Origin of the sequence: Archangium lansingense (assembly GCF_026626635.1) — a bacterium.
Taxonomy (GTDB): domain Bacteria; phylum Myxococcota; class Myxococcia; order Myxococcales; family Myxococcaceae; genus Archangium; species Archangium lansingense.
Genome location: NZ_JAPNKA010000001.1, coordinates 11,222,034 through 11,240,922, shown reverse-complemented (window position 1 = coordinate 11,240,922; position 18,889 = coordinate 11,222,034). Strand labels below are relative to the sequence as shown.

General features: G+C 67.4%; 20 protein-coding genes. 8 read left to right on the top strand and 12 right to left on the bottom strand.

The features are described from left to right. The first annotated feature begins 223 nt into the window (after positions 1 to 223). Positions 224 to 442, top strand: coding sequence for a hypothetical protein (locus OV287_RS44990; protein ID WP_267540222.1), 219 nt, complete (start codon positions 224 to 226; stop codon positions 440 to 442). A gap of 245 nt (positions 443 to 687) precedes the next feature. Here OV287_RS44990 and OV287_RS44985 read toward each other — a convergent pair whose 3' ends face one another. The 3 genes from OV287_RS44985 to OV287_RS44975 all read right to left on the bottom strand — a co-directional run bounded on the left by OV287_RS44985 (position 688) and on the right by OV287_RS44975 (position 3,369). After that, positions 688 to 1,026, bottom strand: a complete 339-nt coding sequence (locus tag OV287_RS44985) for a hypothetical protein (protein WP_267540221.1) — start codon at positions 1,024 to 1,026, stop codon at positions 688 to 690. A 128-nt stretch (positions 1,027 to 1,154) separates the two neighbouring features. Continuing rightward, complete coding sequence (locus tag OV287_RS44980; RefSeq protein WP_267540220.1) at positions 1,155 to 1,370, bottom strand: YMGG-like glycine zipper-containing protein; 216 nt, start codon at positions 1,368 to 1,370, stop codon at positions 1,155 to 1,157. Next, the gene (locus OV287_RS44975; RefSeq protein ID WP_267540219.1) at positions 1,354 to 3,369 is read right to left on the bottom strand and encodes a sigma 54-interacting transcriptional regulator; all 2,016 of its coding nucleotides are present in this window, start codon (positions 3,367 to 3,369) and stop codon (positions 1,354 to 1,356) included. The genes OV287_RS44980 and OV287_RS44975 overlap by 17 nt, the downstream gene beginning before the upstream one ends. Before the next feature lie 954 nt (positions 3,370 to 4,323). Here OV287_RS44975 and OV287_RS44970 point away from each other — a divergent pair. From OV287_RS44970 to OV287_RS44960, 3 genes are all read left to right on the top strand, one after another. After that, positions 4,324 to 4,674, top strand: coding sequence for a DUF1428 domain-containing protein (locus tag OV287_RS44970; protein ID WP_267540218.1), 351 nt, complete (start codon positions 4,324 to 4,326; stop codon positions 4,672 to 4,674). 203 nt (positions 4,675 to 4,877) lie between these two features. Continuing rightward, a complete protein-coding gene (locus OV287_RS44965; protein WP_267540217.1) occupies positions 4,878 to 5,357 on the top strand; it encodes a DoxX family protein in 480 nt (159 codons plus the stop codon). A gap of 83 nt (positions 5,358 to 5,440) precedes the next feature. After that, on the top strand, positions 5,441 to 5,851 hold the full coding sequence (locus OV287_RS44960) for a VOC family protein (protein ID WP_267540216.1): 411 nt from the start codon (positions 5,441 to 5,443) through the stop codon (positions 5,849 to 5,851). A gap of 30 nt (positions 5,852 to 5,881) precedes the next feature. Here the strand turns inward: OV287_RS44960 and OV287_RS44955 are convergent, their stop codons facing one another. From OV287_RS44955 to OV287_RS44940, 4 genes are all read right to left on the bottom strand, one after another. Beyond that, positions 5,882 to 7,201, bottom strand: a complete 1,320-nt coding sequence (locus OV287_RS44955) for a sensor histidine kinase (RefSeq protein WP_267540215.1) — start codon at positions 7,199 to 7,201, stop codon at positions 5,882 to 5,884. 319 nt (positions 7,202 to 7,520) lie between these two features. Further along, entirely contained in the window at positions 7,521 to 8,543 is a 1,023-nt protein-coding gene (locus tag OV287_RS44950; RefSeq protein WP_267540214.1) for a pirin family protein, read from the bottom strand. A gap of 53 nt (positions 8,544 to 8,596) precedes the next feature. Then, positions 8,597 to 8,869, bottom strand: a complete 273-nt coding sequence (locus tag OV287_RS56610; RefSeq protein ID WP_373371875.1) for a hypothetical protein — start codon at positions 8,867 to 8,869, stop codon at positions 8,597 to 8,599. Beyond that, a complete protein-coding gene (locus tag OV287_RS44940) occupies positions 8,866 to 9,351 on the bottom strand; it encodes a MarR family winged helix-turn-helix transcriptional regulator (protein ID WP_267540213.1) in 486 nt (161 codons plus the stop codon). The genes OV287_RS56610 and OV287_RS44940 overlap by 4 nt, the downstream gene beginning before the upstream one ends. 53 nt (positions 9,352 to 9,404) lie before the next feature. Here OV287_RS44940 and OV287_RS44935 point away from each other — a divergent pair, with 53 nt between their 5' ends. Both OV287_RS44935 and OV287_RS44930 read left to right on the top strand, forming a co-directional pair. Further along, entirely contained in the window at positions 9,405 to 10,418 is a 1,014-nt protein-coding gene (locus tag OV287_RS44935; protein WP_267540212.1) for an LLM class flavin-dependent oxidoreductase, read from the top strand. Positions 10,419 to 10,553: 135 nt separating this feature from the next. After that, positions 10,554 to 10,991, top strand: a complete 438-nt coding sequence (locus tag OV287_RS44930) for an organic hydroperoxide resistance protein (protein ID WP_267540211.1) — start codon at positions 10,554 to 10,556, stop codon at positions 10,989 to 10,991. Between the two features lie 30 nt (positions 10,992 to 11,021). Here the strand turns inward: OV287_RS44930 and OV287_RS44925 are convergent, their stop codons facing one another. The 4 genes from OV287_RS44925 to OV287_RS44910 form a co-directional block, all read right to left on the bottom strand. Beyond that, entirely contained in the window at positions 11,022 to 12,134 is a 1,113-nt protein-coding gene (locus OV287_RS44925; protein ID WP_267540210.1) for a sensor histidine kinase, read from the bottom strand. A gap of 174 nt (positions 12,135 to 12,308) precedes the next feature. Beyond that, positions 12,309 to 14,012 (bottom strand): serine/threonine-protein kinase, encoded by a 1,704-nt coding sequence (locus OV287_RS44920; protein WP_267540209.1) that lies wholly within the window; start codon positions 14,010 to 14,012, stop codon positions 12,309 to 12,311. 73 nt (positions 14,013 to 14,085) lie between these two features. Continuing rightward, the gene (locus tag OV287_RS44915; RefSeq protein ID WP_267540208.1) at positions 14,086 to 15,024 is read right to left on the bottom strand and encodes a TraB/GumN family protein; all 939 of its coding nucleotides are present in this window, start codon (positions 15,022 to 15,024) and stop codon (positions 14,086 to 14,088) included. 76 nt (positions 15,025 to 15,100) lie between these two features. Further along, complete coding sequence (locus OV287_RS44910) at positions 15,101 to 16,180, bottom strand: NAD(P)H-dependent flavin oxidoreductase (protein WP_267540207.1); 1,080 nt, start codon at positions 16,178 to 16,180, stop codon at positions 15,101 to 15,103. A gap of 144 nt (positions 16,181 to 16,324) precedes the next feature. On the opposite strand from OV287_RS44910, the gene OV287_RS44905 reads away from it, so the two are divergent. Next, on the top strand, positions 16,325 to 17,827 hold the full coding sequence (locus OV287_RS44905; RefSeq protein ID WP_267540206.1) for a hypothetical protein: 1,503 nt from the start codon (positions 16,325 to 16,327) through the stop codon (positions 17,825 to 17,827). A 64-nt stretch (positions 17,828 to 17,891) separates the two neighbouring features. Then, positions 17,892 to 18,473: a DJ-1/PfpI family protein gene (locus tag OV287_RS44900; protein ID WP_267540205.1), complete on the top strand. Its 582-nt coding sequence runs from the start codon at positions 17,892 to 17,894 to the stop codon at positions 18,471 to 18,473. Positions 18,474 to 18,557: 84 nt separating this feature from the next. On the opposite strand, the gene OV287_RS44895 is transcribed toward OV287_RS44900, so the two are convergent. Continuing rightward, positions 18,558 to 18,704 carry a hypothetical protein gene (locus OV287_RS44895; RefSeq protein ID WP_267540204.1) on the bottom strand — a complete coding sequence of 49 codons (147 nt, stop codon included), beginning with the start codon at positions 18,702 to 18,704 and terminating at the stop codon, positions 18,558 to 18,560. Positions 18,705 to 18,889 lie beyond the last annotated feature (185 nt).

Genomic DNA, 18,889 nt, shown 5'->3' with positions numbered 1-18,889 from the left:
CGGCTCAGCCCCCCTTCACCCCGGGGCGCGGCACCGGGCCTCTGTGGCGCGTGCCCTCGCGGCCTTGTCGCATCGAGGAAGGCCGCGGCGCGCGCGTAGTGGGACTGTCCCACAAAATCGGGGCAGGCTCACCGCCTGCCTCCACACCTCACGCAGACGAACACGTCGAAGTCGAACGTCCTTCTGCGCAGTTCGTAGGAGACGAGGTGTCGAAACGAGTCCTTTGACACCTTCCCCGCCTTCCCCGGTGGTGGGCTCCAAGCGCGAGGAGTTGATGGGGCTGGTGGTGCCCCTGGAGCCCATTCCGCCGGGCAAGTCTCAACGCATCACCGTGGAACTGGACGCGGCGGAGAACGAGGCCCGGGGAACCTACACGCTCAAGCTGTGGGCGGGAGAAGCCGGGGCTCAGGGCGTGACTCTCGATGGCGTGACGTTCCCATAGGCGGTGGAACGAGACGGCTCCTCACACCGTGAAATACGCCAGCACCCCCGCCCAATCCAATCGCGGCGTGCGCTACTTCGTCGACTCCACCGTCGCAGCCAGGGTCGGGCTCTCCTCCTCCAGCCCCGGCTCCTCCTCCGCTTGAGGGAGCCGGATTCACGGGCACCTCGCGCGGGGCTCTCATGACGCGAGAAGAATCACGTGACGAGAAGCCCCGCGCATCCCACTCCCGGCGCGTGCGCGCCTCAGCCACACAGGAAGTACAGATAGTTCGAGCGTCGCGCGGTGCTGAGCCCCTCCCCACCGGGATTCGTGTTCACGACCAGAGTGAGGAAGTTGGACTCCCTCGCATGCGCGATCAGCGCCTGCTCCATGCCCCGGGCGATCTCTGGCGAGAACGCCTCGTAGACAACCACCATCTTCCGCCACCCATCGAGCATATGCTGCTCGTATCGCATCTCCGGGTGGGCCGTCGCCCCGATGTAGATACGCTCCCACTGGCTCATGTACCCATTGAGCATGTTCTTCAGGAGCGGCATGGCCTCGCGGGGGACGACATCCGTCACAACCTTGTTCACGAACATTCGTGTATCCTCCACGTGCCTGGGCCCTTGACCCAGGCACGCACCTTCCCATCTGCCCCGGGATGTCCCGGGAACACATACAAACAATCGTTGGAAGCAATCATCGGACGAGCCGGAACGGCGCCCGTCTACCTTCGGCGCTGGTCGGACTCAGCCCCGGCATGGGCACCGAGGGCGGCCCCCACGGCCGCGAAGACGGCCGCACCGACGGGGCCCCCCAGCGCGGCGCCGATGACGGCCCCCACCATTCCTCCGAAACCACCGCCCCGCGCGGCCCCCTCGTGCTTCCTGGGCACCAGGCCGTACCCCTCCTGGCGGCGCAGTTGATTATTGTTTCGCTTCATCTCGCTCTTCTCCTTTCACTGCATCGTCGTGTTGAACCCCGGTGGGCGCCTGCCGCCCCTTCCGAGGAGCTCTGCTCGGCTGCGTGCGCTTGCTGCGCTCGGCACGACTCGCCTGAACCAATTCCTCACACACCGTCTCCAGGTCGTGCGCACGAATGACTTTGGCCACGTAGCTCGCCGAGTTGAGCTTGAGGAGCTTGCCTGCCCTGTTCTTCACGCCACCGGTCGCGCGCACGGCCTTCTCGACGACGGGGCGATTGCGCGGGTCCAACCAATCCTTCGTACCTGGAACCCGAGCAAAGGGCGTGGGCCGCGTCGGCGGTACAGAGATCGCCGTGACCGTCGTGGGCTTGGGTTCCTCCGTGTGCTGACGGAGGGCCTGGGCCAGGTGAACGATCATCGGGACGACCTTCTGGAACTTCAGCGCCCACTCGAGCAGATGGGAGCGGTCATCGGGATTCTCCGAACCGAGCAACTGCATGAGAACCTGTATGGCCAGGCCCAACAGCGGCGGTCCCTTGACGTCCTCCAACTCGGCTCCGAGCCGGGCATTCAGGGTGGAGATGATGTCGTTCGGGAAATGGCTCGCGGAGAGTTGCTGACGCAGCTCGGAGAGCAGGCTGACCGTGCGCAGTTGGGCGAGCGCCTTCTCCAGCGCCGCCTGCGTCAGGGGAACGGGATTGCCCGGCCACATGAAGGCCAGTTGGACGAACGCCATCACCAGCTCGTCCACCTCCCCGTTGTTGGCGATGGGCGGAGGCTCCTTGAGGTGCTCCTCGAGCACGGCATCGAGGGACTCCGGAAGGGTGTCGTAGTCCTTCGAGGCGTCACTGCTGTCGAGCACCTGCGCCGTCAGGAGGATCTGCGAGGCGGTTCCCGCCGGGGGATAGGCCTCCTCCACCAGAGCATCCGGCAGATGGGAGATCCGGATGGGCGCTCCCCGCGAGGCAACGGCGGCGTAGCGCATGGCATCGGACAGTTCGGCCACGTTGCCGTGCCATTCGTACCGGTTCATCAAGGTGCGCACGGGCTCCGTCAGCTGCCCCGAATGGCGCGCGGTCCTCAGGACCTGCTCGGCGATGAGGAAGATGTCGTCCTGCCGCTCGCGCAGCGGGGGAAGCTCGATGTGACAGGCACTCAAACGCTGGAGCAGGTCCTCCCGGAAGCGGCCATCGGCCACGGACTCGAAGAGGTTGGCGTTCGTCGCGGCGATGAATCGAGCCTGGGTGCGCAGGACTTCTGTCTCGCCCACGCGCCGGTACTCCCGCTCGCGCAGCACGCGCAGCAACTTTGGCTGGACCTCGGTGGCGAGGTCCCCCACTTCATCCAGGAAGAGGGTTCCATTCTCGGCCGCGGCGATCAGTCCTTCCTTGTCCTGGGTGGCCCCCGTGAAGGACCCCTTCTTGTGGCCGAACAGCTCACTCTCAAGCAGGCTGGCGGTGATGGCGGTGCAATTGATGGGGCTGAAGCCCTCGCGGCCACTCATCACATGGATGGCCTCCGCGAGCGCTCCCTTGCCCGTCCCCGTCTCGCCCGTGATGAGGACGGACTCATGACTCCGGGCATGGTCGATGGCGACCTGGAGCTGACACAGCAGCTGGATGTCCTCGGTGATGAAGCGGTCGAGGGCGGATTCCCTCCGCTTGTAGCGCAGCAGCCACTGGCGCAGCCCCTCCTCGTCCACGGGAATCTCGACCCCGACGACACCACCCGGAATCCGGCTGATGCGGCATCGGTCATCCCCATCCTGGGCCCGGCGCTCCCAATCCGGCGCCAGCTCCTTCAACAGTTCCTCCAGGCCGCGAGCCGAGGCGCGTGCTTGCTCCACGGCGTCGAGCGGCGTTCCCGTCAGGAGCGCGAGGGTGGAGAGACCCTCCGCCAGGGAGGGCGTGTGGAAGAGCTCGTGGAGTGCCTGGGCCCAGGCCCGCGACCACGCGCGGTACTGATAGACGGGCAGGCGCGCCAGGAGCACCTCTTCGGGTAGGACTCGAATGTTCACGGACTGGCGTTTAGCGCGAATCGTGCCAAGAGCCCGAATCCAGTGAATCCAAGCACTTGGCCGTTGCGCCATCGCCTAGGAAATGCCCAGCTCCCACCAGAGCACGCTCCAGAGATACCTCCAGGAGCAGTGGGCCTCCGCACCTCCAGGCCAGCCGCTCCGCGACTTCCCGGACTGTCAGCAGCCGCCCAAGCTCGTTGGCTGACGGCGCCTGGGTGGAGCCCAGCAGCAAGGTAGCAGCAAAATCCTTGGTGCCCGCGCGTACTGGATGGGACGTCTGGACAGACCCGGCTTCAGAAACCCGAGTATTTACGCAGGGTTGTGAACCGCTGGTAACACCTGGACGCTCCCTCGCCTTGGTTCGGGACCAAGGGGTCGCAGGTTCAAATCCTGTCTCCCCGACCATTAAAAGCCCTGGAGTTTCGCGGACTTCCGCTGAAACTCCAGGGCTTTTGTTTTTTCCCCGAAGCCCTCCAGCGGCAAACCCGTAGGAAGCGGCGAGGGTTCACCTCCGGCGGCCTGCGCGGAGGACGTGGCTCTGACGCTTCACTCGCCTTGGCGCTCTGGACGCCGAGCGGGTTGAGGCCCTGGCGCATGTCGTCCAGCTCGAGGTGGCCGTACACCTCCGAGTCAGAGTCGCACTGGACCCGATAGAGAGTAGAGCTGTTGATGCGCTTTCCCAGCGGCGTCGTGGTGAGCTTCTACGCCCGAGCTGGCGCATTGAAGGCGTGGGGAGTGCTTACTTCCCGGCCGGGAGGCCAGGGCCGCTCCCAACCCATTGCGGACGTGGGTCGCGAGCCTGAAGGTACCGGGTGAAAGCCTCCGCTCTGACAACCCTGAGTCGGTGAGGCTTGAGGCGCAGTCGGAGGGACAGGGGGAGCGGCATGGCTCTCGCTGGGCTCGCGGACGGCGCCGAAAAGGCGAGAAGTGGCCCAACGAAGAAGGAGAAGCATCATGAGTTACATTGATGGATTCGTTACCCCGGTGCCTGTCGCCAACAAGGACGCCTACCGGGCGATGGTCGCCAAGGCCTTGCCGCTGTTCAAGGAATATGGCGCGACCCGCGTCGTCGAGTGCTGGGGTGACGATGTACCCGACGGAAAGGTCACCGATTTCAAGGGGGCGGTGAAGGCAGAAACCGGTGAGACGGTGGTTTTCTCGTGGATCGAGTGGCCGTCAAAGGCCGCTCGTGACGAGGGGAACAAGAAGATGATGGAAGATCCGCGCATGAAGGCGCTCGAGGGCATGCCTTTCGACGGCAAGCGCATGATCTACGGCGGTTTCTCGGTCCTGCTCGACTCCTGAGCCGAACACGCATCGACAGCGTTGCCACCATGCCGGCTGACTCGCTCAGCGGGCCGGCCGGTTCAGTAACGGTCGTCGATTTCATCCTGGTGGGGCAGTCATTTCAGGCACTTGCCGGTGGGTGGCTGATCTTTTTTTGGTGTGACCGATGAGTTTCTCCGGTCGCGACGGTCCAAGCCTCGAAACCACACGATGGAGGCTCCATGACCGCGACCTACGCCCAGACACATCACTCCAACCCCGGTACCAGCACTGAGACTCGCGGCGCGCCGAACGCCGCTGGGCTCAGCTCGAGGCCCTCGAATAAGGCGCTGTGGACCGGACGCATCCTGAGCGGCCTTGCCGTCCTCTTCCTGCTGTTCGATGCCACCATCAAGGTGCTCGCGCACCCCGAGGCGGTTCAAACGACGGCCCAACTCGGTTACCCCTCGACCGTGGTCTTCGGCCTTGGCCTCGTCCAGCTGGTGTGCCTGGCCGTGTATCTCATTCCTCGGACCTCGGTGCTGGGAGCCGTCCTGTGGACCGGCTACCTCGGTGGCGCGATCGCGACCCATGTCCGTGTCGGGAACCCGCTCTTCAGCCACGTGCTCTTTCCCACCTACGTCGCGGCGTTCCTCTGGCTCGGGCTTTGGTTGCGTGATGAACGACTCCGCGCCGTCCTTCCGTTCCGCGCCACGAAGTGAAGCGACGCAGCACGCAGTACGACCGATGATTTCAAGCCGCTCGCGCAGTCAATGCAGTAGCGAACCCTTACAAGGAGATAGACATGGCAACCAAGTCCCGGAAGCTCTTCGTCAACCTGGCCGTGCGTGACCTGAAGAAGTCGATGGAGTTCTTCTCGAAGCTCGGCTTCGAGTTCAATCCCAAGTTCACGGACGAGAAGGCGGCCTGCATGGTTATCAGTGAGGAGGCCTTCGTGATGCTGCTCGCCGAGCCCTTCTTCAAGACGTTCACCAGGCGTGAGCTGTGCGATACGTCCCGGCAGACGGAGGGTCTGTTCGCGCTGTCGTGCAGCAGCAGGGCCGAGGTGGATGAGCTGGTCAAGAAGGCCATCGAAGCCGGCGGCAAGCATGCCGTGGACAAGCAGGATCACGGCTTCATGTATGGCTGGAGCTTCTACGACCTCGACGGCCACCACTGGGAAGTCATGTGGATGGACCCTGCTGCGGTCCAGTAGCCGCGGCGGAGTCCGTGCGCCTCGAGCCTGCTACGCGGCCGCGGCGCTCACCCTGTCGCCCGTGCTGCGAGACGGGCGATGGGCCACGCGTGGCAGGTGCAGGGTGAAGCATGCGCCCTTGCCGGGTGTGCTCTCCACCTCGATGTGGCCCCCTTGTCCGGTGACGATGCTGTGTGCCACCGCCAGGCCCAGCCCCGTCCCCATGCCCGGGGGCTTGGTGGTGAAGAACGGCTGGAACAGGTTGCGGAGCGTCTCCGGCGTCATCCCCATCCCGGTGTCGCGGACCTCCACCCGAATTCCATCCGTCTCCTCCCGCGTGGACAGCCGCACCACGCCTCCTGGTGCTGTGGCCTGCCCTGCGTTCGCGAGCATGTTCACCAGCACCTGGACGAGCTGCTGCGGCCGGCCCACCACATTTCCCACCTCGCCCAGCTCCAGCTCTGCCCGCACGTGATGGAGCTGTCCCTGAACGATGCGCAGCGCCGCCTTCGCCTCCTCGTTCGGGTCGTACTCGGAATACACCTCCGGGTCTCCACGGGCGAAGCGCCTCAGGTCCGACACGATCGCATTCACCCGCTTGATGCCGTCCAACGTCGCCGGCAGGACCTCGTCCACATACTCCTTCAGTGGCTCGGCCAGCGGCTGCTGTTGCTTGAGGTCCTTGTACAGCGAGTTGACGTTGCTGGTGACGAAGGCCATCGGGTTGTTGATCTCATGCGCCACGCCCGCGGCCATCAGGCCCAGACTCGAGAACTTCTCCTGCTCGAAGGCACGCTCGTGCAACAGCCGCAGCTCGCCCTGGGCCCACGCCAGTTGCTCGCGCTGCTCGATGATGTGCTCCAGGCTTCGTTGCAGCAGCTCGGCTCGCTTCTCCGTCATCAGGAAGCTCAACACCGCGAGGAGGCTGAAGGCCAGGGGCTCGAACGGGTCGCATCCGCTCAGCAGCGCGGCCCCGTCCATGACCCCGATGTAGACCAGCGCTCGGCCACGCCCCGAGCCATTCATCCCGTAGAGCCAGAACATGGAGAAGGGGACATAGCTCCACAGCAGCAGGCTCCACCCCGCCAATACCCCTATTGCCGCGAGGATCGACACGTTGACGGCCAGCCGGGCCCACTCCACCACGCTCGGTGCGAGCCGGCGCGCGAACACCTTCGAGAGCAGCACATTGAGGAAGATGCGCAGGGCATTCGCCCCGAAGACCCAGGCCATCACCCGCCACTGTCCCAGGTACTGCAGGCCGACCGCCGCCGAGATCAGGAGGCTGCCACTCAGCATGAGCGGATGCAGCCCCTGGAGAACCTGCTCGGGGTCCAACACCTGAGGACTCTTCGAGGGTGAAGCACGCATGGGCTTCTCCTGGATGAGGTGTGAGCGGTTTTTGGGATCTCCAGCTCGACTCGCCCCCAGCTGGGATGCCTGGAATTTTACCGCGAGACAGAGGCCTTCCCAGCCAGGCGGCTCACGTCTGTCCAGGGACGGACACGAGGCCTTCACGAGGCCCGTGCCCCGGCCATCTCACCGGGGTGGGCGTGTCGCGGGGATTGCACTTGAGGAGGCGGCTGAGCACCACGCCCCCCTCAACACGGTGGAGCGAGCACCCCGCAGCGTCTCGCGTCGAGGTGGTAGCCGCAGTCAGCCGGCTGCGGCAGCCTGAGGTTTGCGCGGCTCAGCGAGAGGGCCGCTCGATGCGGCCGTCCGCGTGACGGGCGAAGCGCCCCTCTTCACGCGGGTGGACTGGATCTCCGGACCGCCATGGCCAGCCGCCGAAGCTCGTGCGCTGGTAGTCGTTGAACGCCTGCTGGATCTCCGCGCGGCTGTTCATCACGAACGGTCCGTACTGCACCACCGGCTCGCCAATGGGGCGCCCCTGCAGCATCAGCACCTCGCAGGCGCCGCCCACGGCCTCCAGGCGCACCGCCACGTCGCTCCGGACCACGAGGGCCTGGTGCGAGCGGATGAGCTGGTCCGCCACCTTCAGCCCGTCACCCTCGAAGAAGTAGAGCGTGCGGTTGGCACGAGGGTTCGCCGCCGGCGGCAGCGTCCACGCCGCACCCGCCTCGAAGCGGAGGGTCCAGATGGCCACGTCCGTGTCGGGGCGCGCGGCCCACGAGCGGGGCGGAGGCGGCGGCGCACGGCGTCCCTCGAGCTCTCCCGCGGCCACGGTCACCTCGGTGCGGCGGCCGGCGTCATCCGTGAACGCCACGCGCGGGATGTCCTGGCCCCAGAGCATCGAGAAGTGCGGCGGCGCGAGCTTGTCCTCGGCGGGCAGGTTGAGCCAGATCTGAAACAGCTCGGTGGGGTTGGGGCGGCTCGCGTCCACGAGCGGGAACATCTCCGAGTGCACCACGCCGGCCCCCGCGGTCAGCCACTGCACGTCGCCGTGGCCGAAGCGCGCCGCGGCGCCCAGCGAGTCCGAGTGGTCGATGAGGCCCTTGCGCACCATCGTCACCGTCTCGAAGCCACGGTGCGGGTGCCCGGGAAAGCCGGGGACGACCTCGCCGTGGTACATGTTCCAGCCGTCCTTGCCCTCGAAGTCCTGACCGAGGTTGCGGCCCGCGAGCGAGGCCGCGGGCCCGAGATGCTCGTTGCCGGCGGGGTACGCGTCGTTGTGGTGCACGCAGAACAGGAACGGGTCGGCAGTCACCCAAGGGAAGCCGAGAGGAAGGGTCTCGAGGAGGGGGCTCTTCATGATGGCTCCAGAGGTAACGGGCACGACTCGATTCCGCACGGAGGCGGGGCGGCTCATGCCGCGCGCAGGGTGAGCACCGTCACCTCAGCGGGAATGCCCATGCGGAAAGGGAACCAGTGCTCTGTTCCGCCGGAGACGTACAGGTGCGAGTCCCCACGGCGGTAGCGGCCGAGCATGTGCTCGAAGGCGAAGCTGAAGAGGGGGAGGCGCCAGAAGACCCCTGCCCCGCGGCGGGTGCGCAAGGTGGACCACAGGCCTCGCAGCACGAGGAACGCGAGCCCCGTGAGCAGCCCGGAGAAGAACACCAGCCCCAGGACCCTGCTCATCCTTCGTTTCCTTCAGGCCCCGACTGTAGGCCTCGAGTGAGTCGCCGGAGTGCGTCCCGCAGCTCCGTTGCCTCCTCGAACTGAATCGGGAGCTTGCACATCAGCTCCTTGGGAATGGACACCGCGCGGGCGCGCAGCTTCTGTCCGGCGGACGTGAGCTCGACCAACACGCGGCGCTCGTCCTCCGGAGCGCGCTTGCGGGCCACGAGCCCGTTCGCCTCCAGCCGCTTGAGCAGCGGGGTGAGCGTGCCGGAGTCGAGCCCCAGCGCCTCGCCCAATTCACCGACCGTGCGCGGCGAGTGCTCCCAGAGCGCCATCATCGCCAGGTACTGCGAGTAGGTGATTCCCAGCGGGTCCAGCAGCGGCCGATAGAGGCGGGTGATGAGATTGCTCGCCGTGTAGACGGCGAAGCAGAGCTGGACATCCAGCCGGAGGAGATCCTCCGACTCGCCAGCCCGCGCGCCTTTCTTCTTTTCAGCCATGCTGCCTCTTGGACCTGATGCACTTCACGTAGCGCACCATTATATGGGGTGCAATGGAATCGCACACCATCCCCTTCTCCGTGCTTGACCTCTCGCCTATCACCGAAGGGAGTAACGCCGGCCAGGCTCTTCGCAACACGCTCGACCTCGCCCGCCATGTCGAGAAGTTGGGCTATCGCCGCTACTGGCTTGCCGAGCACCACAACATGGCCGGCGTGGCGAGCGCCGCGACCTCGGTCGTCATCGGGTACGTGGCCGGTGGCACCTCGACGATTCGCGTCGGCGCCGGGGGTATCATGTTGCCGAACCATGCTCCGCTGGTGATTGCCGAGCAGTTCGGCACGCTGGAGTCGCTCTATCCGGGGCGCATCGAGCTGGGCTTGGGGCGCGCTCCAGGCACCGACCAGGTTACCTCCCATGCGCTCCGGCGCACCCTGGCCAGCGACGCCGACACCTTCCCTCAGGATGTCGTCGAGCTCATGAACTACTTCCGTCCCGCCGAGCCCGGTCAGCGGGTGCGGGCCGTGCCTGGTGCTGGCTTGAACGTGCCGCTCTGGATTCTCGGCTCCAGCCTCTTCGGCGCGCAGCTCGCCGCGGCGTTGGGCCTTCCCTATGCCTTCGCCTCTCACTTCGCGCCGGGCCACATGATGCAGGCCATCGAGGTCTACCGCAGCCGGTTCCGTCCCTCGGAGCAGCTCGAGCGGCCTCACGTCATGCTGGGCCTCAATGTCTTCGCGGCCGATACCGATGAGGAGGGCCGCCGGCTGATGACCTCCATCCAGCAGGCCTTCCTCAATCTGCGCCGCGGCCAGCCGGGTCCCCTGCAGCCCCCGGTCGAGGGCTTCGAGCAGCGGCTGTCGCCGATGGAGCAGGCGGGGCTCGAGCAGGCGCTGTCTTGTTCGGTTGTCGGCTCGCCCGAGTCCGTCCGGCGTGGGCTGGCGTCCTTCATCGCCCGCACCGGCGCTGACGAGCTCATGGTGACGTCGCAGATCTTCGACCACGCCGCGCGCCTGCGCTCGTACGAGATCACCGCAGAGGCTCGTGACGCGCTCGCCCGGGCGAGCTGAAGCGTTTCCTCAGGGAATGAGAGGCGGTTGAGGGGCCCTTGGGCTCACCGTCTCTCGGGCAGAATATATTGCGCACAATCTAATTGTGTCCTATCTAAAACCCGCGACCACTGATGTCGGCACAAGGAGATTCAAATGAGCACCACCCCTACGATTCTCGAGAAGCGCCTCTACACCGCGACGGCCACCGCTACGGCGGGGCGCGAGGGCCGCGTGAAGAGTGACGATGGCAACCTCGACGTCGCCCTCGTTCCGCCTCGTGCGCTCGGTGGCAACGGCGCCCCCGGAACCAACCCCGAGCAGCTCTTCGCGGGTGGTTACGCCGCGTGCTTCGGGAGTGCACTGGCGCATGTGGCCCGCGCCCAGAAGATCGTCACGGGGCCGGTCAGCATCACGGCGAATGCCACCATTGGGCCCGTAGGCAAGGGGTTCGGCCTCGCTGTCGAGCTCATCGCCTCCATCCCCGAGCTGCCGCGTGAGCAGGCCGAGGCGTTGCTGCGCGCCGCCCACGAGGTCTGCCCCTATTCGAACGCTACCCGCGGCAACATCGTCGTGGACCTGCGCCTCGCCTGAGGCGGGTGGACGGGAGCCCCGCGTCGAGGGTCAGGCGGTGGGCAGCCGCACCCGGAAGCAGGTGCCCTTGCCCACGGTGCTCTCCACCGACATCTCTCCCCGCATCGCGATGACGATGCTGTGGCAGATGGCCAGCCCCAGGCCCGTCCCCACACCCGCGGGCCGGGTGGTGAAGAACGGCTCGAAGATGCGCTTCAGGTTCTCGGGAGGGATGCCCTGGCCGGTGTCCCGGATCTCGATCACCACGTTGTGCTCTTCGGCTCGCACGTGGGCCTCCACGGTGTTCTTCCCGGGGGCGCCCTCGGGGATGGACTGGGCGGCGTTGAGCAGCAGATTGAGGAACACCTGCCCCAGGCGCGACTCGCTGCCTCGCACCGGGGGCACCTCCTCCGCCTGCAGGACCATGCGGGCCCGGTGCCGGAGCTCCGGCATTGCCATGTTGATCGACATCTCCAGCGCCCGCCGGACATCCGCCCGCTCCTCCCCCGAGCAGATGTCTTCTCCCCGTGCGAACGTCTTCAGGTCGCCCACCACGTTGTGGATGCGCGTGGTGCCCTGCCGCACCTCGGCGAGCGCCTCCGAACACTCCTCCAGTGTGAGCGCCAGCCCTTCGGTACCAGGCGTGCCAGCCAGCGCCTGCTGCACCTCGGCCATCTCCTCCTCGATGAAGTTGAGGTTGGAGGCGATGTAGCCCAGGGGGTTGTTCACCTCGTGCGCCACTCCCGCGGCCAACGTCCCCAGGGCCGCCAGCCGGTCCGCCTGGAGCAGGCTCAACTCGAGCGTCTTCTGCCGGGTGATGTCCCGGACCATGAAGGCCACGCCCGGACGCTGGGGCACCAGCATCGCATCGGCGCTGAACCAACGGCGCCCGCCCTCCAGCTCCAACGAGTACTCGAAGCGGTCGGGCTGCCCCCGGGTCAGCACGCGCTGGATGCTCTCCAGGGTCAGCGCCGCGGTCGCGGGGTCCATCACCTCGGAGATGCGGCGTCCCAGGAACGCCTCTCGTGGCGCGGCCAGCAGCGAGTCGGAGCTGGTCCACGCCGCGAGGTAGCGGCCCTCGGCGTCGAACTCGAAGACGAGGCAGTCGGTGAGGCCGAGCACCACCCGCAGCAACTCTTCGACCGGGTCCAGTGGACGGGTCACCGCATCACCAGGAAGCGGAAGGGGAACGGGGTGCTCCGGGGGGGAGGATCTTCACTCGCGCACATCTCGTGGAGTCTCCAGTCAAGTCAACATCGCCCCCCGTGTGCAGATGATAACAGGACCAGGCCCTTCATGGCCATGAGGCCCGAGGCTCCCACCCACCCACTCCACGGCTCAGTCCTCGCGATTTCCCCCTCGGGCGGGGGCACCTGGCCCGCCGGCGAGTGCGCCTCCGGCCGCCAGGACCGCCGTAGGCTCCTCGCTCCCGGCACTGAGCGGGGTGGGCTCCAGCCGCGTCTCCTGCTCCGTGCTTCGTGCCGGCGCGAGGCCTCCCTTGAACGCGAGGGCTTCCTGGACGAGCCGGGCCAGTTCCCTCTGCCCGTGGGGGTAGGGGGCGAGCGCTCCCGTCAGCGCGCAGAGCTGCTCGCGCAGCCGATGGCCTCGGGGCGTGCGGTCCGCCACCTGCCACTGGAGCAGGTCCATGATGGCGGCATCCAGCTCGTGAGGGACTTCCGGGCAGTGGACCGAGGGCGGCACGAGGAAGGGGGGCGGGACGCTACGCACCGTGTCAGAGGCATCCTCCCGCTGGAAGACGCGGCGTCCCGTGAGCGCCTCGTGCAACGTGAGGCCGAGCGCGAAGAGGTCCGCGCGCCCATCGAAGGGCTGACCCCGGGCCTGCTCTGGGGCCATGTACCCCAGCTTGCCGCGCACGCGGTCCGCCTGGGTGAGCCGGACGTGGATGGCGGCCCGCGCCACCCCGAAGTCCCCCAGCTTCACCTCGCCGATGCGAGACAGCAGGATGTTGGGTGGATTCACGTCCCGGTGGACGAGGTTCAGCGGGAGGCCCTCGCTCGAGGTGCGCCGGTGCACGTAGTCGAGCGCCTCGCCCAGTTCGGCCCCGATGAACGCCACCACCGCTGGCGGCAGCGGGCCATGGCTCTTGAGCAGCTCGCGCAGGGACACGCCCTCGATGTGCTCCATGGCCATGAAGTAGGTGTCCCCGAACCGGCCCACGTCGAGCACCTGGACGATGTTGGAGTGGTTGAGGAGCGAGCCCAGCTCCGCCTCCCGGCGGAAGAGCGTCACGAAGTCCTCGTCCTCGGCGTAGGCCGGGAGGATGCGCTTGATGGCCACCACCTTCTCGAAGCCACCCTCTGGGCTGTACGTGGCGCGGAACACCTCCGCCATGCCTCCCACTCCCAGCCTCTCGTGGAGGAAGTATTTGCCCAGCAGGTCCTTCGCGCGGATGGCGTGCAGCGCCTCCTCGGCCTTGTGCGTGAGGTGGCTGGCCACGAGTGCGGCCATCCACCCGGTGACGAAGTAGTAGACGGCCCGCAGTACCACCAGCGGTGGCGTGAACATCATGGGAACGGGCTCTTGCAGCCGGGGCCAGGCGAGCAGGAAGTAGAGCAGCACCGTCTCGGCGGCCACGAGCCCGCCGGCGAAGAGGGCCAGGTTGCGCCTGCCCCGCAGCGCCGCGAGCAGGATGAGCGCGCTCCAGAGGACGGCCATGGGGTTGCCCAGCGCCTGCTCGGCATTCCCGAAGAGGACGTCGCAGACGAAGAGGAACGCTCCGATGGAGGCCTCCAGGCCGACGTTGGCCCAGTGGATGGCGGGGTGGAACCAGCCGCGCCGCAGCACTCGGGAGAGCCACCCGTAATAGACGGCGAGGAAGGCACACAGGCCCGCGACGGCCAGTGCGCGGGGCCGGCCAATGAGGGGCCCCAGCCCGAGCGTGGAGAAGATGAAGAGGAAGGACACCCGGCTGATGAACCGGGTCACGGTGGCCTCGCGGGCGGCTGCGTCCGCCCGGAGGTGCTCGGCGAGAAGCTGGGTGCCGAGCGGTGCCGCGCTACCTGGTGGGTCGGAGTGAGGCATGGGAAGCCTCATTCTCTTGCAGCCGGGGCGGCAAGGCGAATCCGGCTCCTCCGCCCGGGGCTGCGCGTGCGCCTCAGGGCTCGCGAGGGAGCTGACGCACCTGGAAGCCCTTTTGGGCTAGCAGGGCGAGGATGCCTTCCTCGCCCACCAGGTGACCGGCGCCCACCACCGCGAAGTGGGTCTCCGGCTGCTCGAACATCGCGGCCAGCTTGTCCGTCATCTGCCGGTTGCGGGTGAAGAAGAGGGCCTCGTAGAAGGGCCGGAAGGTGGGGTCATCCACCCGCTCGAAGAGGATATGCGCGAGGGCGTCGGGGTTGCCGCCCTCCCAGGCGGTGGCCACGGCCGCCATGCTGACCGCCGTCTGCGAGGCCTGCTGGAGCTGTTCTCGCAGCATGAGGTCCTGCACCGGCTCGGGCAGGCCCGCGAGCATGTTCATCTGCGCCTCGAGCGACTCCAGCTCCACGATGCGCTGGGTGCCGCGCGCCTTCGTCAGCAGCATCCGATCGATGCCGCCCGTCTCCGAATAGCCGGCCTTCTGCATCTCCATAAGGGAGAGCGTGAGCGACAGCAGCCAGGGACGCATGCGCTCGGCGGCGAGCATGGGGATTCCCACCTGCTGGAGCGCCTCGGGCAGGAGGGCCTTCGTCTCGGCGCTCAGGTGTGTGCTCAGCCCATCAGGAGGCGTGAAGGTACCCAAGCGCAGCATGAGCTGCTGGGTCTGCTGCGGGCTGGCCTTGTCCGGGTCCAGCTCCACGACCAAGGCCTGGGAGCGCGCGAGCGCGGCCTCCATGGAGGGCGGGAAGACGAACTGGCCAGGCCTGCCCAGGTGGACCGAGCCGGTGAGGTAGAGCCGCTTGTCCGGAGTGCCCGGGCGTGTCACCTCCCAGAGGAAGGCGCGCCGTTCCGCCACGGCGGCGGAGCGTGGCGTGGACGCGGGGACCTCCGCCGAGGTCGTGGCACAGGCGGTGCCGAGGAGTGCGAGAAAGGCCAGGAACAGTCGGGTCGGGCGCATGTTCGGTCCGTTGAGGGTTGCGCGCATCATGGCCGGTCCGGAACGGTCGCGCACGCGGCGTCCCGAGCCGGTTCCTTCAGGTGTCTTGTCCGGCTCGGTGCTCGTCCTCCACCAGCGTGGTGGAGTGCTCGAGGTGCTCTCGCGCTGCCTCCATCATGCTGGTGACGAGCTGGCTGGCGGGGAGGATGTCCTGGATGAGCTCCATGCTCGCGCCACCCGCTGGCATGTCCATCTCCTCGAGGTCGCCATCGGTATCGGGCGTGGGCGCGAAGGCACTGAACTTCGGCATCACGTAGGGCACGTTGACCACGCCGGGGAACAGCACCGTGGTGCCGATGGCGGCTGGAGGCGGGGGCGGGTTGGGAATCCGCTCCTCGCGCCCGGCCCACTCGTGAACGACGCGGTTGCGCAGCACGCGCTGGCGCTGTCCGGGCCACTCCGGACCAAAGAGCGTGGTGAAGCGCGAGTCGTCCTCTCCACCCTCGACCAGCCGCTGCTTGTAGCCGGGATGGGCGTAGGCCTCGACGGACGCGACCATGCGCGTTCCCACCCAGACACCGTCCGCGCCATGGCGCAAGGCGTGCGCGGCGGTCGCTCCATCGGCGATGCCTCCGGCCGCGAGGATCAGCGTGGACCCGGCTTCGCGGCGGAGCTGCTTCACGAGCAGTGAGGTGGGGGTGGTGCTCCGGTTGTGACCCGCGGCCTGTTTGCCCTGGGCAATGAGGCCGTCCGCGCCCGCGGCCAGTGCCTCGCGGGCGAAGTCGAGCGAGCCCGCTTGGAGCCACACCCGAGCGCCCGCTGCATGCAGGTCGTGGATCCACTCGCGCGGCGGCAGGTTCCAGTGGAAGACGACCAGCCGTACACCTTCCGCGATGCACACGTCGATGTGCGCGCGCGTGGTGAAGTCCTGGCCCCCCGCGCTGTCGATGATGAAGTTGACGCCGAAGAGATGCGGGGTGCCCGCCTTGATGGCCTGGATGCGAGCCTCGGTGGCGGGAGGCGGCTCCGGGGCGGCCCCGAGTACCCCGATGCCGCCCGCGTTGCAGACGGCGGTGACGAGCGGCGGCAGTGCGACGAAGGCCATGCCCGCGCTCACGAAGGGGTAGCGCACGCCGTATTCGCGCGTCAGGCGCGTGTCGAGCAGGTTGAGGGTCATCGCGGGCTCCTGGGGAGGCAGGGCATATCCGATGTGTCGGACCGCGAGTATCCGGGGAACCCGCACCCGAAGTCCCGCCGATATGTCCTCCTAGGCGGGGCGTTTACCTCCCGGGAACGCGGTTGTTCCAAGGAGGGATTCCGGATGCACTCGGCGAGGTTTATTGCAATGGGGCTGGTGTTCCTGCTGGCCGGCTGCGCCGCGGGAGTGAATGGGTTGGGAATTCCGAACGAGGAGGCCATCTACGAGGCCCCTCTGGAAGAGATCTGGCCTTCGGTCCGGCAATTCTTCACGGACAACCAGCTGCCTTTCCGCGAGGACAAGGGCAGCCTGGTGCTGCAGACGGAGTGGCGCGAGGAGTTTGGTGGCTCGAGGGTGGCAGGCTTCTGGCACCGCTACCTCGTGCTGGGCAAGCGCGAGACGCCTACGCGCAGCAAGCTGTGGATCATCCGCATCACCCGGAGCGCGAACAGGACGTTGGCGCCCTCGGGTGACGAGCTCTCCTGGGGCGTAGACCCGACGCTGGGGAGCGGCAAAGCGGCGGGAGGAGAGGATGAGGGGGAGAGTGGGGGCACGCCGTCCTTCAACATAGAGGACATGGCGGACTTCCAGGACCGTCCGCGAGGGGACAACGCCATCGTGGCTGGCTCGGCGCAGGGCTCGCGCGACCTGGTGATGGAGTGGAATGTGTACCAGTCGGTGGCGCCCAGGCTGGCCAAGAAGGAGTCCGCCGGGAAGGAGGAGGAAGTGGCGAAGGGGGGGGCGTCGGAGGCGAAGGCGTCCGTCCTGGCGATGACGGTGGAGTGCGGGCTGCCCATCATCGGTCTGCCCGCCCAGGTGAAGCCCGGGGGCGTGATGCTGTTGGGCGAGCTGCACGGCACGCAGGAGGTGCCGCGCTTCATCGCGCAGGGCGCCTGCCAGACGGCCTCCAACGGGATGCCCGTGACGGTGGGGTTGGAGTTGCCGTTGGAGAACCAGCAGCGCGTGGCCACCTTCATCCGCAGCGCGGGTGCGGAGGATGACTGGTTGAAGCTGATGGAGGCGCCCTTCTGGCGCAATCCGTATCAGGATGGGCGGAGCAGCGAGGCCATGGCGAACCTGCTGGAGCAGCTGCGCCAGCTGCGCGCGCGGGGGCTGGATGTGGACGTCTTCGCGTTCGACCACCCGGGGCTGACGGGCCAGAAGCACGAGGACGCCATGGCCTCCACGGTGCTCTCGCAGGTGCGCCAGGCGCCGGGACGCTTCTTCCTGGTGGTGACTGGCAACATTCACCCGCGCACCATCCAGGGCCTGCCGTGGGATGCCAGCTACCGGCCCATGGGCCTGCTGCTGTCCAAGGAGCTGAAGAACGTGGTGGCGCTGGACATGGCCTACAACAGCGGCTCGGCGTGGATCTGCGCAGTGGAGGGCGCGAAGCAGCAGCTGGACTGCGGAGTGCGGCCCACGCGCGGCAAGGACAACGGGGACCGCTTCTTCGTGCACCGGTTCGACAAGCCGAACGAGGCGGGCTTCCACGGCATCTTCTACGTGGGCCCCGTCACCGCGTCGCTGCCCGCGGTGCGTCGGGGACTGGGCCGCCCTGGAGCTCGGGACAACTCGCTCCAGCCGCTGGTGGAGCAGGGGGACACACTGGCCTCGCGCTGGTGACGGGAAGGCGCCACCGCGGGCGCTGTGATATTTCCTTGCGGGACTTCAACCCGGAGGAGTCCAGATGGCAGGCAAGAAGCTGCTGATGTTGGTGGGCGATTACGTCGAGGACTATGAGGTGATGGTGCCGTTCCAGGCCCTTCAGGCGGTGGGGCACACAGTCCACGCCGTCTGCCCGGACAAGAAGGCAGGGGACACGGTACGCACCGCCGTGCACGACTTCGATGGGGCGCAGACCTACAGCGAGAAGCCGGGCCACAACTTCGCCGTCAACGCGACCTTCGCGGAGATCGATGCCACCCACTACGACGGCCTGGTGATTCCGGGCGGTCGGGCGCCGGAGTACCTGCGGCTCAACCCGAAGGTGATCCAGGTGGTCCGTCACTTCGTCGAGAAGAACAAGCCCATCGCCGCTGTCTGCCACGGGCTGCAGGTGCTCGCGGCGGCGGGCGCGCTCGAGGGCAAGCGCTGCACGGCCTACCCGGCTTGCGGTCCCGAGGTGACGCTCGCCAGGGGCACCTACGTGCAGGTGCCGGTGGATGACGCGGTGGTGGACGGCAACCTCGTCACCGCGCCCGCCTGGCCCGCGCACCCGAAGTGGATCGCCGGCTTCCTCCAGGTCCTGGGCACGCGCATCCAGCACTGAGCCGCTGCACTGACCCCCTCCGACGAGTGCCCTCCCAGAGGAGAGCACCCGTCCGGAGGGACTGAGCCCGTTCAGCTCAGCGGATTACTTGCACTCCTCGACGCGCACGGAGTGCCTGGACAAGCAGCCGAGGAACGGCTGACACCGCGCCGGATCCGACTCGCCGCAGAAGAGCAGCTCGTTGCGGCACGCGAAGCAGGCGTCGCGCGCCTGCGACTGGTTCCTCTGCACCCACTCCAGCTCTTGGATTTCAAAGGACTCCCCCCTCTGGCGGCACGGTAGCGCCGCTCTACGCGGGGTGCTGTCGCCAGAGGCTGAGCGCCGTCAACAGTCTCCCTGCGTCCCCCACGTCCCGGATGCCGTGGTGCCTGGCGCGCGAGCGGTGCTCCTCCCGAACCCCGGCGCTCATGACATGG